11 protein-coding genes are annotated in these 13305 nt (G+C 72.6%); 6 read left to right on the top strand and 5 right to left on the bottom strand.

Annotation, left to right across the window (positions count from 1 at the left end; translation table 11 throughout):
• Positions 1-100 precede the first annotated feature (100 nt).
• From IE275_RS20030 to IE275_RS20020, 3 genes are all read left to right on the top strand, one after another.
• Complete coding sequence (locus tag IE275_RS20030; protein ID WP_189712701.1) at positions 101-562, top strand: SRPBCC family protein; 462 nt, start codon at positions 101-103, stop codon at positions 560-562.
• The gene (locus tag IE275_RS20025) at positions 559-897 is read left to right on the top strand and encodes an ArsR/SmtB family transcription factor (RefSeq protein WP_189712700.1); all 339 of its coding nucleotides are present in this window, start codon (positions 559-561) and stop codon (positions 895-897) included. The genes IE275_RS20030 and IE275_RS20025 overlap by 4 nt, the downstream gene beginning before the upstream one ends.
• 93 nt (positions 898-990) lie before the next feature.
• Entirely contained in the window at positions 991-1431 is a 441-nt protein-coding gene (locus IE275_RS20020) for an SRPBCC family protein (protein WP_189712699.1), read from the top strand.
• A gap of 18 nt (positions 1432-1449) precedes the next feature.
• On the opposite strand, the gene IE275_RS20015 is transcribed toward IE275_RS20020, so the two are convergent.
• A complete protein-coding gene (locus IE275_RS20015) occupies positions 1450-2589 on the bottom strand; it encodes a magnesium and cobalt transport protein CorA (protein WP_189712698.1) in 1140 nt (379 codons plus the stop codon).
• Between the two features lie 215 nt (positions 2590-2804).
• Here IE275_RS20015 and IE275_RS20010 point away from each other — a divergent pair, with 215 nt between their 5' ends.
• Entirely contained in the window at positions 2805-3911 is a 1107-nt protein-coding gene (locus IE275_RS20010; RefSeq protein ID WP_189712697.1) for a winged helix DNA-binding domain-containing protein, read from the top strand.
• Between the two features lie 107 nt (positions 3912-4018).
• Here the strand turns inward: IE275_RS20010 and IE275_RS20005 are convergent, their stop codons facing one another.
• From IE275_RS20005 to IE275_RS19995, 3 genes are all read right to left on the bottom strand, one after another.
• Positions 4019-4810 carry a S1 family peptidase gene (locus tag IE275_RS20005; protein WP_189712696.1) on the bottom strand — a complete coding sequence of 264 codons (792 nt, stop codon included), beginning with the start codon at positions 4808-4810 and terminating at the stop codon, positions 4019-4021.
• Positions 4811-5069: 259 nt separating this feature from the next.
• The gene (locus tag IE275_RS20000; protein ID WP_189712695.1) at positions 5070-7880 is read right to left on the bottom strand and encodes a helix-turn-helix transcriptional regulator; all 2811 of its coding nucleotides are present in this window, start codon (positions 7878-7880) and stop codon (positions 5070-5072) included.
• A gap of 195 nt (positions 7881-8075) precedes the next feature.
• Positions 8076-8915: a response regulator transcription factor gene (locus IE275_RS19995; protein ID WP_189712694.1), complete on the bottom strand. Its 840-nt coding sequence runs from the start codon at positions 8913-8915 to the stop codon at positions 8076-8078.
• Between the two features lie 277 nt (positions 8916-9192).
• Between IE275_RS19995 and IE275_RS19990 the strand changes: the two genes are divergently transcribed.
• Together IE275_RS19990 and IE275_RS19985 are read left to right on the top strand one after the other, a co-directional pair.
• On the top strand, positions 9193-10878 hold the full coding sequence (locus IE275_RS19990) for an AMP-binding protein (RefSeq protein WP_189712693.1): 1686 nt from the start codon (positions 9193-9195) through the stop codon (positions 10876-10878).
• Positions 10875-12470, top strand: coding sequence for an AMP-binding protein (locus IE275_RS19985; RefSeq protein WP_189712692.1), 1596 nt, complete (start codon positions 10875-10877; stop codon positions 12468-12470). The genes IE275_RS19990 and IE275_RS19985 overlap by 4 nt, the downstream gene beginning before the upstream one ends.
• A gap of 20 nt (positions 12471-12490) precedes the next feature.
• On the opposite strand, the gene IE275_RS19980 is transcribed toward IE275_RS19985, so the two are convergent.
• Positions 12491-13216 (bottom strand): hypothetical protein, encoded by a 726-nt coding sequence (locus IE275_RS19980; protein ID WP_189712691.1) that lies wholly within the window; start codon positions 13214-13216, stop codon positions 12491-12493.
• Positions 13217-13305: the final 89 nt, after the last annotated feature.

The following is a 13305-nucleotide window of genomic DNA, read 5'->3' as shown; positions in this document are numbered from 1 at the left end:
GGCACCTTTGGGTGCCCTATAGCAACCAAAGGTTGCGTAAATCGAAGGGCTGGTCTACGGTTATGTGCAACCAAAGGTTGCGAGAGGATGGGGGAGCGGAATGGAGTACGGCAGCATCGAGCGGGAGATCCGTGTCGACGCCTCGCCCGAGGTGGTCTACGAGGTGATCAGCACGCCCGAGCACCTGCGGGAGTGGTGGCCGGACGAGGCGGAACTCAAGCCGGTGCCCGGCGCCACCGGGGTCATCTCGTTCGGCGACCGGAGCACGCCGGACGCGAACGTCGTCGCGCTCACGGTGATCGAGGCGGACCCGCCCCGGCGGTTCTCCTTCCGCTGGGTGTACGACGAGGGTGAGGCCGCGACACCGGACAACTCGCTCCTGGTGACCTTCGAGCTGGTCCCGTCCGGCGCCGGCACACTGCTGCGCTTCACCGAGACCGGCTTTCGCGAGAAGGGCTGGGAGGCCGCCGTGCTCGAAGAGCAGTACCGCGAACACGTCACCGGCTGGGACTACTTCCTGCCCCGCCTCGTCACCTACGTCGCCCGGCTGGTGTCGCCATGAGCGTCGCCGTCGACGACGAGCTCTGGTCGGCGGTGGGGGACCCGACCAGGCGGCGGATGCTCGACCTGCTGCTGACCGGCGGCGGCGGAACGGCGACCACGCTGAGCGAGCACCTGCCGGTCACCCGGCAGGCGGTCGCCAAGCATCTCGGCGTACTCCACCGAGTCGGGCTGGTCCACGTCATGCCGGCCGGACGCGAGCGCCGCTACGAGGTGGACGAGGCCCAACTCGCACGCGCCGTCGCGCAACTGGCGTCGGTCGGGGCCGCCTGGGACGCCCGGTTGCAGCGCATCAAGCGGATCGCCGAAGCGATCCAGCGAGGCCAGGAGGGCTGACCCCGCACGAACGAACCCACGTCACCACATCCCGTGGCGGCGCCGATGAACCGCGCCCGCTCGCGGGCGCCCGCACGGGAACGAGGTATCGAGATGGTGGACATCCTGCACAGGATCGGCGTCACATCGGCTCCCGACGATGTCTACATGGCCCTGACCACGGTCGACGGGCTGGCGCACTGGTGGACGCAGGACACCGACGGCGACAGCGAGGTCGGCGGAGTGATCCGGTTCCGCTTCGAGCCCGGCGGGTTCGACATCAAGGTTCTGGAGGCCCGGCCCGCCGAGCGCGTGCTCTGGGAGGTCGTCGACGGCCCCGAGGAGTGGATCGGCACCCGGATCCGCTTCGACCTCAAGCGGGAGGACGGCTACACGATCGTGCTGTTCCGGCACGAAGGCTGGAAGGAGCCGGTGGAGTTCATGTACCACTGCAGCACCAAGTGGGCGACCTTCCTGATGAGCCTCAAGAGCCTGGTCGAAACCGGCAAGGGCGAGCCCGCACCGCACGACGTCAGGATCAGCAACTGGCACTGAGGGTTCTCGAGCGGCGGGCTAGAGCCAACCCCGCCGCTTGAAGATGACGTACAGACCGGTGCATACGATCGCCATCAGTCCGATCGCGAAGGGGTAGCCGAGGGTCCAGTGCAACTCCGGCATCCTCGTGAAGTTCATGCCGTAGATCGTGCCGACGAGGGTCGGGGCGAAGAGGATGGCCGCCCACGCCGAGATCTTCTTGATCTCCTCGTTCTGCTCGAAGCCCGCCTCCGCCAACGCCCGCATCTCCGCGTTCTGCTGCTGGGTGACCAGGGTGGCGTTGACGGTGAGGATCTCCGTGAGGGCCAGGCGGAAGCCGTCGACGCGTTCGCTGGTGTGGGTGACGTGGTCGGCGACGTCCCGCAGATAGCGCTGGAGTTCCTCGTCGGTGCCGTACTTGGAGAAGCCGGCCATCAGGCCGTGCAGCATGCCGACCAGGGGGCGGGTGGCGCGCTGGAACTCGACCATCTCGCGGGAGAGTTCGTAGATACGGCGGGAGACCCTCGGGTCGCCCCGGAAGACCTCCGTCTCGATCTCGTCGATGTCGTTCTGGACGCCGGAGACGACCGGGACGTAGTCGTCGACCACCGCGTCCAGGATCGCGTACAGCACCGCCTCCGGGCCCAGTCTCAGCAGTTCCGGGGTCGCCTCCATACGGCGCCGCACCGCCGACAGGTCCGGTGCGGCGCCGTGGCGGACCGTGATGACGAAGTCGGGGCCCACGAACACGTGCAGCTCGCCGAAGTCGATCTCCTCGGGCGCGTCCAGGTAGCGGGCGGCGCGCAGCACGACGAAGAGGGTGTCGCCGTAACGTTCCAGTTTGGGACGCTGATGGGCCTCCTTCGCGTCCTCGACGGCGAGCGGATGCAGGTCGAACTCGGCGGCCAGGGAGTGCAGTTCGGCGCCGGTGGGGCGGGCCAGGCCGATCCAGGCCATGCCCGCCGGCTGCTCGCGCAGCGCCCGGAAGGTCTCCGCGAGGGTGGCGGGGGCGAGGACCCGGACGCCGTCGCGGTAGAGCACCGCCTGGATGACGCTGGCGATCTCGCCGTTCTCCGGCGGCTGCGGGGCCGGCGGCGGGGCCGGGCTCGCGGCCGGGGGCGGCGGCGGGAGCGGGGTGCGGCGCCAGACGGACTTGCGGGGGCTGGGGCGCTCGGGCATCGCGGCTGCCTCTCCGTCGAGTCGGTCGAGCCTGTGTCCGCTTGATCACGGGCAGGATATACCGGGCATACCGTTTCTCCGGGGCTCTCCGGGGCTCTGCGGGGCTTCCGCAGGCTTGTGCGGGGCTCTCCGGGGGCCTCTTCGGCCGACCCCCGCAACGATCCGGTGAGCGTTGCGGACAGTACCTGTCCTCGATCCCCGATAGTTTCCTGTACATGACGAAGACGCCCTCCGCCGCTCCGGTGCTCGACGCCCGCGCCCTCAACCGCGCGACCCTCGACCGGCAGCTGCTGCTGCGGCCGTCCGAGCTGTCGGCGAAGGAGGCCGTGGCGCATCTGCTGGGGCTCCAGGCGCAGAACGTCAAGCCGCCGTACCACGCCCTCGCGGCCCGCCTCGACGGCTTCGGCCCGGAGCTGCTGTCCATGCTGATGGCCGACCGCGAGGTGGTCCGGATCGTCACCATGCGCTCCACGATCCACACCCATACGGACGACGACTGCCTCACCCTGCGGCCGCTCGTCCAGCCCGCCCGCGACCGGGAGCTGAACGCCTTCCGCAAGGGACTCGCCGGGGTCGACCTGGACCGGCTCGCCGTGTTCGCCCGGGAGCTGGTGGAGGCGGAGCCGCGCACGATGGGGCAGCTGCGCGAGGCGCTGTCCGGCCGCTGGCCCGAGGCCGACCCGCAGTCCCTGGCGATCGCGGCCCGCTGCCGGCTGCCGCTCGTCCAGGTGACCCCGCGCGGGCTGTGGGGCAGGAGCGGACAGGTCGCCCTGACGACCGCCGAGCACTGGCTCGGCCGGCCCGCCGAACCGGCCCCGGCGCCGGACGAGGTCGTCCTGCGCTACCTGGCCGCCTTCGGACCGGCCTCCGTCAAGGACATGCAGACCTGGGCCGGGCTGACCCGGCTGCGCGAGGCCTTCGAACGGCTGCGGCCGCGGCTGGTCACCTTCCGGGACGAGCGGGGCGTCGAGCTGTTCGACCTCCCGGAGGCCTCGCGCCCCGACCCGGACACCCCGGCCCCGCCCCGGTTCCTGCCCGAGTTCGACAACCTGCTGCTGTCCCACGCCGACCGCTCCCGGGTCGTCCCGCCGGAGTACCGGGGCCGCACCTGGCGGGGCAACCAGGCCCACTGCACGCTGCTCGTCGACGGCTTCCTCGCGGGCGTGTGGCGGCTGGAGGAAGCCGCGCTGGTCGTCGAGCCGTTCGGGCGCCTCACCGCGGCCCAGCGGCGGGACGTGACCGCGGAGGGCGAGCGGACACTGGCCGTGCTGTACCCGGGGCAGCCGTACGACGTCCGGTTCGGGACCGTCGTGGCGGGCTGACGCGGGCAGTGGAGAGGGGGCGCTGCGGGCCGCTCGTGGAGGCTCGCAGCGCCCCCTGGTATGTCACCTGAGGGGTGCTCAGGAGTGCTCGGGGTTCACGCGGTGACTTACGAGTTCACCTGCGCGGTGACCAGGCTGGAGAAGGTGGTCAGCCGGGTGTAGACACCCGGGTACCCCGCCTGGGCACAGCCTTCGCCCCAAGAAGTGATCCCTGCCAGGACGCCCCCGATGAGCAGGGGACCGCCGCTGTCGCCCTGGCAGGTGTCTACGCCGCCGGAGGTGTATCCGGCGCAAACCATGTCGGACTGGACGAAGTCCGAACCGTAGGAGCTCGCGCAGCTGGAGTCGGACACGATCGGCACGGTCGCCGTCCGCAGCTGGTTGGAGGAGCTGCCGTTCGCCGAGGTGGTGCCCCAGCCCAGGACCCGGGCGGTGGTGCCGGCCGCGTACACACCGGTCTGGGACGAGGAGACGTACGACGCCGTGGTGTACGGCATCGAGGTCGACAGGGTCAGGACGGCCACGTCGTCGCCGTTGGTGGCGTCCGTGTAGCTCGGGTTGATCCAGATCTTGCTCACCCGGCTGACCGTGCCGTTCGTACCGTTGAGGTAGGTGCGGCCGCCGACCACGCGCACGCTGCTGGTGGTCTCGCCGACCATGCAGTGGGCCGCCGTGACCACCTTGGTCGCCGAGACGAGGGTGCCGCCGCAGAACTGGTTCTGCGAGGCGTCCGTGATCTGCATCATGAACGGGTACGCGGTCGTGGTGGTCGTCGTGCCGCCGACGATCGGCTGCGGCGCTGCGACAGCGGTGGGGGCGCTGAGCAGAGCGGTCGCGGCCGCGGCGGCGGTCGCCGCGACGAGGGCGGCGGCCTTCTTGGCACGGTTGAGCCCGAACATGAGTCTCCTCGTGGGGGGATTCGCCGGTGGGGGGTCGCACGGGTGTGGGGGGTGTGCACGGGGGCCGCGGGACCGGCCCCCGTGTGCCCGGGCGAGCGGCACATCCCGAACGGTAGGGCCCGGCGCACCCTCCTCCCAATGAGGGAACCCCCTAGGGGAGTTGGGGCAGGGAAAACCCTCGGTCGCCCCCAGGGGACCCACAGGTGCCGCCGGGCCCGCGCTCGGTGGACCCGCGAAGGCAGTTAACCCCGCGTCCCGCTCACTTGGCTTGGCGCCCCGCCGCCAGTCGGACGATATCCACCCGCGAGCGGATCCCCAGCTTCCGGTAGACCCGGGTCAGGGTCGCCTCGACCGTCTTGACGCTGATGAACAGGCGCGCGGCGATCTCCCGGTTGGTGGCGCCCTCCATGACCAGCGCGGCGACCTGACGCTCCATCGAGGCCAGCCCCTCCAGCGCGTCGGCCGCGGGCGCGGCCCGGGTGGGCGGCACCGGCTCGGCCGTGCCCTCCAGGGCGGCCGCGTCCACCTGGCGCAGCCAGGGCAGTGCCCGGCACCGCCGGAACAGCCGGGCCGCCTCGTCGTACGACGTCGGCCCCGCCCGCCGGGTGCGCAGCCGGGCCATGGCGAACGCGGCCCGCGCCTCCTCCAGCCCGTAGCCCAGCTTGGCCAGCCGGTCCTGAACGGACGTCAGCCGGGCCAGCGCGGCCTCGTGGTCGCCGTGCGCCGCCCGCACCAGTGCCTCCGCGCGGTCCAGCACCGCGAGGACCCCCTCCCGGCCCAGCCGCAGTGCGTGCTCGCGGGTGACGTCGATGACGTCCTGTGCCTCGCCCGGCTCGCCCACCCGGACCAGCGCCTCGGCGAGGTCGCCCTGCCAGCGGCCGCGCGCCGGGTCGGTGATGCCCAGGCCGTGCTCCAGCTCCCGCACCCGGCGCAGCGAGGCCACCGTGCCCGCCGCGTCCCCGGCCACCAGCTGGGCGTAGCCCAGTGCGGCCAGGGCCCGCGACAGGTACATCTGGTCGCCGTCCTCCTCGGCGCGGTCCGCGGCCTCCCGGGCCAGCACGAGCGCCCGGTCCACGTCACCGCCGGAGGCCTCGGCCAGGGAGGTGAGCATCGCGGAGGCACCCAGCCCGATGCCCGAGTCGCGGGCCAGCCGCAGGCTCTCGCGGGCCAGGTCCAGGGCGCGTCCGCAGTGCCCGGAACGCAGTTCGGTGTCGGCGAGGAACCGCTGGAAGTGCACCTCGCTCTCGACCATCCCGCGCCGGCGCACCTCGCGCAGCAGCCCGGTGATGGTGGCCCGGGCCTCGGGGAGCTGGTCGCTCATCAGCAGCCAGCGGAACCGGGCCATCCCGGCGCCGTTGTGATGGCAGGCCACGTACGGGTCCTGAGGCTCCTTCAGCGCGCGCTTGATGGTGGTCGGCGCGAGCGGATGACCCATCAGGATCTCCGTCGACGCCTGGAAGGACAGCGCGAACAGCTCGGTGCGGCGGTCCCCGCCCCGGGCGGCCAGCTCCGCGGTGTGCGCGGCCTCCTGCCGGGCCTCGGCGAAGTCGCCCTCGACGATCAGCTTGCGCCAGGCGAGGTGGTAGTGGACCAGGGCGAGCAGCCGGGGGTCGTCGCCGGCGTCGGCGAGGGCCTGCGGGAAGACGGAGTCGACCTCGCCCAGGGCCTGCCCGGCGGCCTCGATGACGACCTCCCAGGCGCGGATCCGGTCGGCGGGCACGGTGGCCCGGGTCAGCACCTCGCGCGCGATGTCCCGGGCGAGGTCCACCTCGCCGGCCGTGATCGAGTCCTCCGCCGCCTGTAGCCGGTGCTCGTCCGGGGCCGGGGAACCGTCCGGCGGGGTGTGCCGGGCGGCGAGCAGCCCGAGCGAGGCGGCGACCGAGGGTGCGCCCCGGTCCCGGGCCAGTGCGGCGGCCTCGGCGAGCCGGGCGGCCACCTCCGGGTCGGTGCCGGTGGTCGCCAGTGCCAGGTTGCGGGCCCGTTCGATGGGGTCGGAGGCGGCCGTGGACAGTGCCGCGTGCACGGCCCGGCGCTCCTGGGCGGGCGCCTCCGCGTACAGCGCCGCCGAGATCAGCGGATGCGCGAACCGTACGGCCGGAGCCTCGGACTCGGTCGCCAGCAGGCCGAGCGCGGCCGCCTGGGCGGTCTCGGCCTCGGCGTTCTCCCGGCCGGCCGCGTGCAGCAGGGACAGGGTGGGGCGGGCGCCGGCGCTGGCCACGAGCAGGGTGCGGCGGGCCTCGTCGGAGAGCATGTCGAGCCGGCTGAGCACCAGGGCGCGCAGCGAGGTCGGCACCGGCAGGGGCTCGCCGGGGCGCGGCGGGGCCGGGTTCTCGCCGAGCGCGCGGCCCAGCTCCAGGGCGAACAGCGGGTTGCCGCCGCTGGTGCGGTGGATCTCCCGCACGGTCGAACGGGGCAGCGCGGTGTAGCCGCGGTGGTCGAGCAGCGCGGAGACCTGGGAACGGGAGAGCGGGTTGAGGCGGACGGCGAGCGTGTCGGGCGGGGACGCGCGTAGATGCCGGTCGTACTCCTGACCCTCGGTGCGCACCGCGCACAGCAGCTGGACGGGGGTGTCGCCCAGCCGGCGGGCGGCGAAGCCGAGCAGCTCGGCGCTGGCCGGGTCGAGCCACTGGAGGTCGTCGGCGACGAGCAGCACCGGGCCGGCCGCGGCCAGGGCGCGCAGGGCCGAGAGCACGGCGAGGCGCAGGGCGAGGCCGTCGCGTTGCAGAGTCGATTCGCCTCGGCCGGTGAGCGCCGACTCCAGGGCCGTGCGCTGGGCGGAGGGCAGCTTGTCCGAGATCTCGTCCAGCACCAGGCCGAAGAGGTCCGCCAGGGCCAGGAACGGGAGGTGGGATTCGGACTCGGTCGCCGAGCAGCGCAACACGGTGTGCGCGGACTCGCCGTAATCCGCGGCCAATGCCCGCAGCACGGTCGACTTTCCTATTCCGGCGGGGCCGTGGAGCAGCACGCTGCCGCCGCGCACCAGCTGGTCTCGGGCGGAGCCGAACAGTTCCTCCCTGCCGATGACCAGGTCGGGGCGGCATCTGGCAGGCTCCTTGAAGTCCCGTCGCACGGTTACCGCTCCCCTCCGTGTGTCGTGTCCGGGCCAAATTCTAGGCAATGTCTCTTTGAAATTCGGAGGGACAGCGTGGTGAGTCAGATAACAACATGACGCAGAGGTAAATTCATCGCGGCCGCCGGTGAATGGAATCTGATCGTGCGGACCCCTCCCCGGCGTGATCCGAGCACTCTGCCACGGCCATGTTTCCTACGGCAGCAGTCCCGCCCGCCGCGCCGCGACCACCGCCTCCCCGCGCGTATGGGCGCCGAGCCGGCGCATCGCCGACCGCAGGTACCCCTTCACCGTCTCCGGGCGCAGGCCCAGCCGCTCGGCCGCCGCCGCGTTCGTCGCCCCCGCCGCCACACACGCCAGTACGTCCAGCTCACGCGGGGCGAGCACCACCGGCCGCTCCCCGGCGGCCGCCCCCTCCTCGCGCCCCGGGGCCAGCAGCCCGCAGACGTCGAGCAGGTCGGCACGCAGGACCGGATCGGTGATCCTCGGGGCCAGGGCGCGCAGCGCCGCGTGCGCCTCCCGCACCTGCTCCCACTCGGCACCGCGGTCGGGCTGCGGCCGGGCCGCCGTCAGCAGCTCGCGCACCTCGTCCCCGACGACCAGCGCCTGCTCCACCTCCCGCGCCACGTCCACCGCCGCGTCCAGCGTGCGGTCGCCCAGCGGCTGGGCGGTGCGCAGGGCGCCGTACAGCACTCCGCGCACCCGGCGCCGCACCACCACCGGGACGGCCAGTACCGAGCGCAGGCCCTCCTCGGCGACGGCCGCGTCGTACTCGTGGCTGATCCGCCGGGAGAGGGAGTAGTCGCTCACCGCGCACGGGCGGGCCAGCGCGACCGCCTTGCCGCCGAGGCCGTTGCCGGAGGTCACCGCCAGCCCGCTGAGCGCGAGCGTGGCCGCGCCGCTGAACTCGCTGATCCGCATCCGCCGGCGCCCCGGCTCCACCAGCCCGCCGAAGGCGACCGGCAGCCCCGTCGTACGCCGCAGCCGTGCCAGCGCACCGCGCATCTCCGCCGTTCCGGCCGCGTCTGCTGCCACGTCCTCGCCCTTTCCGCGTGGCTAGGGGATCTCTCGTGGATCTTGCCGGGGCGGCGGGCCCGTCCTCAAGCCCCCGTCACGCGGAGCCGACCTGATGCACAAGACACTCCCTAGGTACCGCACACCCCCGTTCGGGGGTAGTGAGACCTGCATCACGGATTACACGATGTCAGAGAGCCGCCCGGCAATGGTCCGGAACCACGGGAGTGACCCGAAGGGGCGAGACACCCGCCGAGCACGCCCCACCGGCGCACGACCCAAGAAGCAAGGAGGACGGATGACGACGGCGACGGAGAGCTTCCGCAGGGCACGGGACTTCCTGCTGGAGCACCGCGAGAACTACACCACCGCTTACGAACGGTTCGAGTGGCCCCGGCCGGAGTACTTCAACTGGGCCCTCGACTGGTTCGACGTCATCGCGGACGGCAACGACCGCACCGCCCTGCACATCGTCGAGGAGGACGGCTCCGAGACCCGGCTGACCTTCGCCGAACTCGCCGAGCGCTCCGACCGGATCGCCAACTGGCTGCGCGGCCGCGGGGTCGGCGCCGAGGACCGGATCCTCGTCATGCTCGGCAACCAGGCCGAACTCTGGGAGACCGCCCTGGCCGCGATGAAGCTGCGCGCCGTCGTCATCCCGGCCACTCCGCTGCTCGGCCCCGCCGACCTGCGCGACCGGGTGGAGCGCGGCCGGGTCCGGCACGTGCTCGTACGGGCCGAGGACACGGCCAAGTTCGACGAGGTGCCGGGGGACTACACCCGGATCGCCGTCGGCGGCGCCGCACCGGAGACGACCGGCACCGGCTGGCAGCGTTACGAGAACGGTTACGACGCCCCCGCCGGCTTCACCCCCGACGGCCCCACCCGCGCCGACGACCCGCTGATGCTGTACTTCACCTCCGGCACGACCGCCCGCCCCAAGCTGGTCGAGCACACCCACACCTCGTACCCGGTCGGCCATCTCGCGACCCTGTACTGGATCGGCCTCCAGCCCGGCGACGTACACCTGAACATCTCCTCGCCGGGCTGGGCCAAGCACGCCTGGTCGAACCTCTTCGCCCCCTGGAACGCCGAGGCGACCGTCTTCATCCACAACTACACCCGCTTCGACCCGGCCCGGCTGATGGCGGAGATGGACCGGGCGGGCGTGACGACGTTCTGCGCCCCGCCCACCGTCTGGCGCATGCTCATCCAGGCCGACCTCACCCAGCTGCGCACCCCGCCCCGCGAGGCCGTGGCCGCCGGTGAACCCCTCAACCCCGAGGTCATCGAGCAGGTCCGGCGCGCCTGGGGCGTCACCGTCCGGGACGGCTTCGGACAGACCGAGACGGCCGTCCAGATCGCCAACAGCCCCGGCCAGGAGCTGAAGACCGGTTCCATGGGCCGGCCCAGCCCCGGCTACCGGGTGGAGCTGCTCGACCCGGTGTCGGGCGCGCCCGGCGCGGCCGAGGGCGAGATCGCGCTCGACCTCTCGGCCCGCCCGGTCGGCGTGATGACCGGCTACCACGGCGACGCCGACCGTACGGCGGAGGCGATGGCCGGCGGCTACTACCGCACCGGTGACATCGGCGCACGGGACGAGGACGGCTACCTCACCTATGTCGGCCGCGCCGACGACGTCTTCAAGGCCTCCGACTACAAGATCAGCCCCTTCGAGCTGGAGAGCGCGCTGCTGGAGCACGAGGCGGTGGCCGAGGCGGCCGTCGTGCCCGCCCCGGACGACCTGCGGCTCGCCGTGCCCAAGGCGTACGTCGTCCTCGCCGAGGGCTGGGAGCCCGGCCCCGGCACGGCGAAGATCCTCTTCGAGCACTCCCGTGAGGTCCTCGCCCCCTACAAGCGCGTCCGCCGCCTGGAGTTCGCCCCGCTGCCCAAGACGGTCAGCGGCAAGATCCGCCGGATCGAGCTGCGCGAGGCGACGGCAGCGGGCTCGGCGGACGAGTACCGCGAGGAGGACTTCCGGTGAGCCCCGCGGACCTCTCGTACAGCCACGGCACCGGCGCGACCCCGCTGCTCGGCGACACCATCGGCGCCAACCTGGACCGGGCCGTGGCGGCCTGGCCGGACCGCGACGCGCTGGTCGACGTGCCGTCGGGCCGGCGCTGGACGTACGCCGCGTTCGGCGCGGACGTGGAGCGGCTGGCCTCGGCCCTGCTGGGCGCCGGGGTCGTCAAGGGCGACCGGGTGGGGATCTGGGCGGTCAACTGCGCGGAGTGGGTGCTCGTCCAGTACGCCACCGCCCGCATCGGGGCGATCATGGTCAACATCAACCCGGCCTACCGGACCCACGAGGTCGAGTACGTCCTCGAACAGGCCGGAGTGTCCCTGCTCTTCGCCTCCGTGCGGCACCGGACCAGCGACTACCGGGCGATGATCGAGCAGGTGCGGCCCCGGTGCGCGCGGCTGCGCGAGGTGGTGTACATCGGCGACCCGAGCTGGGAGGCGCTGCTCGCCCGGGCGACCCCCGACGCCCGCCCGGAGGAACTGTCCTGCGACGACCCGGTCAACATCCAGTACACCTCGGGCACGACGGGCTTCCCCAAGGGGGCCACCCTCTCCCACCACAACATCCTCAACAACGGCTACTTCGTGGGGGAGATGGTCGGCTACAGCGAGCAGGACCGGATCTGCATCCCCGTGCCCTTCTACCACTGCTTCGGCATGGTGATGGGCAACCTGGCGGCGACCTCGCACGGCGCCTGCATGGTCATCCCCGCACCCTCCTTCGAGCCGGGGGCCACGCTGGAGGCGGTCCAGCGCGAGCGGTGCACCTCCCTGTACGGCGTCCCGACCATGTTCATCGCGGAGCTGAACCTCCCCGACTTCGCCTCCTACGACCTGTCGTCCCTGCGCACCGGCATCATGGCGGGCTCGCCCTGCCCGGTGGAGGTGATGAAACGGGTGGTCGCCGAGATGAACATGGCGGAGGTGTCGATCGCCTACGGCATGACGGAGACCTCGCCCGTCTCCACCCAGACCCGCCGCGACGACGACCTGGAGCACCGCACCGGCACGGTCGGCCGGGTCCTCCCGCACATCGAGGTGAAGGTCGTCGACCCGGCGACCGGGGTGACGCGGCCGCGCGGCGCGGCGGGCGAGCTGTGCACCCGCGGGTACAGCGTGATGCTCGGTTACTGGAACGAGCCGGAGAAGACCGCCGAGGCCGTCGACGCGGGCCGCTGGATGCACACCGGGGACCTCGCGGTGATGCGCGAGGACGGGTACGTCGAGATCGTCGGCCGGATCAAGGACATGATCATCCGGGGTGGCGAGAACATCTACCCGCGCGAGATCGAGGAGTTCCTCTACGGGCACCCCGGGATCCAGGACGTCCAGGTCGTCGGCGTCCCGCACGAGAGGTACGGCGAGGAGGTCCTCGCCTGTGTGATCCCGCGCGATCCGGCGGACCCGCCGACGCTGGACGACGTACGCGTCTTCTGCGAGGGGCGGCTCGCGCACTACAAGATCCCGAGCCGGCTCCAGGTGCTGGACGCCTTCCCGATGACGGTGTCGGGGAAGGTCCGCAAGATCGAGCTGCGCGAGACGTACGGCGGCTGACCGCCTCGCCCGGCCGTCGCTCAGGCGCCCTCGGCGTCCAGGGCGGCGGCCGTCGCGTTCACCGGGCGCGGGGTGCCCGTGGGATCCAGCAGGAACAGCGGGACACCCAGCCGGTCGGCGCCGGCGCGGGCGTCGTCGGCGTACCCGGCGAGCGAGAAGTACACGCACCGCGACGACTCCGTCATGGCCGTGAGCCACAGGCACTCCACGTCCCGCAGCGAGGCCGGGCGCACGCTCGGATCCACCTGGGCCAGCAGCCCCTTCGCGGCGAGCCCGATGCCGGACGTGGGCCGCTGGTCGGCCCGCCGGACGTCGCCGTGGCCGAGCCAGCGCAGATACAGCGCGGCGGCGGTGACCGCGTCGAGCGCGGTACGGATGGCGACGGAGCGGAAGGCACGGCGGCCGTCCGCCGCCGGGGCCGGGACCGGCGCCGGCGCCGGTTTCGCGACGGCCGCCGGCCGCCGCCCCGGACCGGTCTGTCCGGCCACGGGGATCCGCAGCACGGTCCCGCAGGGGCAGCCCAGTTCGGGGCGCGGCCACTGACCCTGGCGGCCGCAGGCCGCGCAGCGCAGGGTGATCCACTCCTCGTCCCACACCCGGTGGACGACGGCCGCGGGTGCCGTCCGGCGGTCCAGCACGGGGACGACGGGGGCACCGCACGCGCACGGATAGGACGGCGCGGTGTAGGGGCGCTCGTGCCGGCAGGCCGGGCAGCGCACCGGCACGCTCTCGGACATGGCCCCCATCGTCCTCCTTCGGCCCGCCCGTGTCCGTCTCTTGACGACCTTCGCGCGCCCACCTACATTGCTTCCAGATAGTAGAAAAAGTTTTCCAC

It is taken from the genome of Streptomyces phaeofaciens (genome assembly GCF_014648915.1).
Classification (GTDB): Bacteria; Actinomycetota; Actinomycetes; order Streptomycetales; family Streptomycetaceae; genus Streptomyces; species Streptomyces phaeofaciens.
The sequence above is the reverse complement of the archived record's forward strand: the minus strand, read 5'-3'. Positions and strand labels throughout refer to the sequence as shown.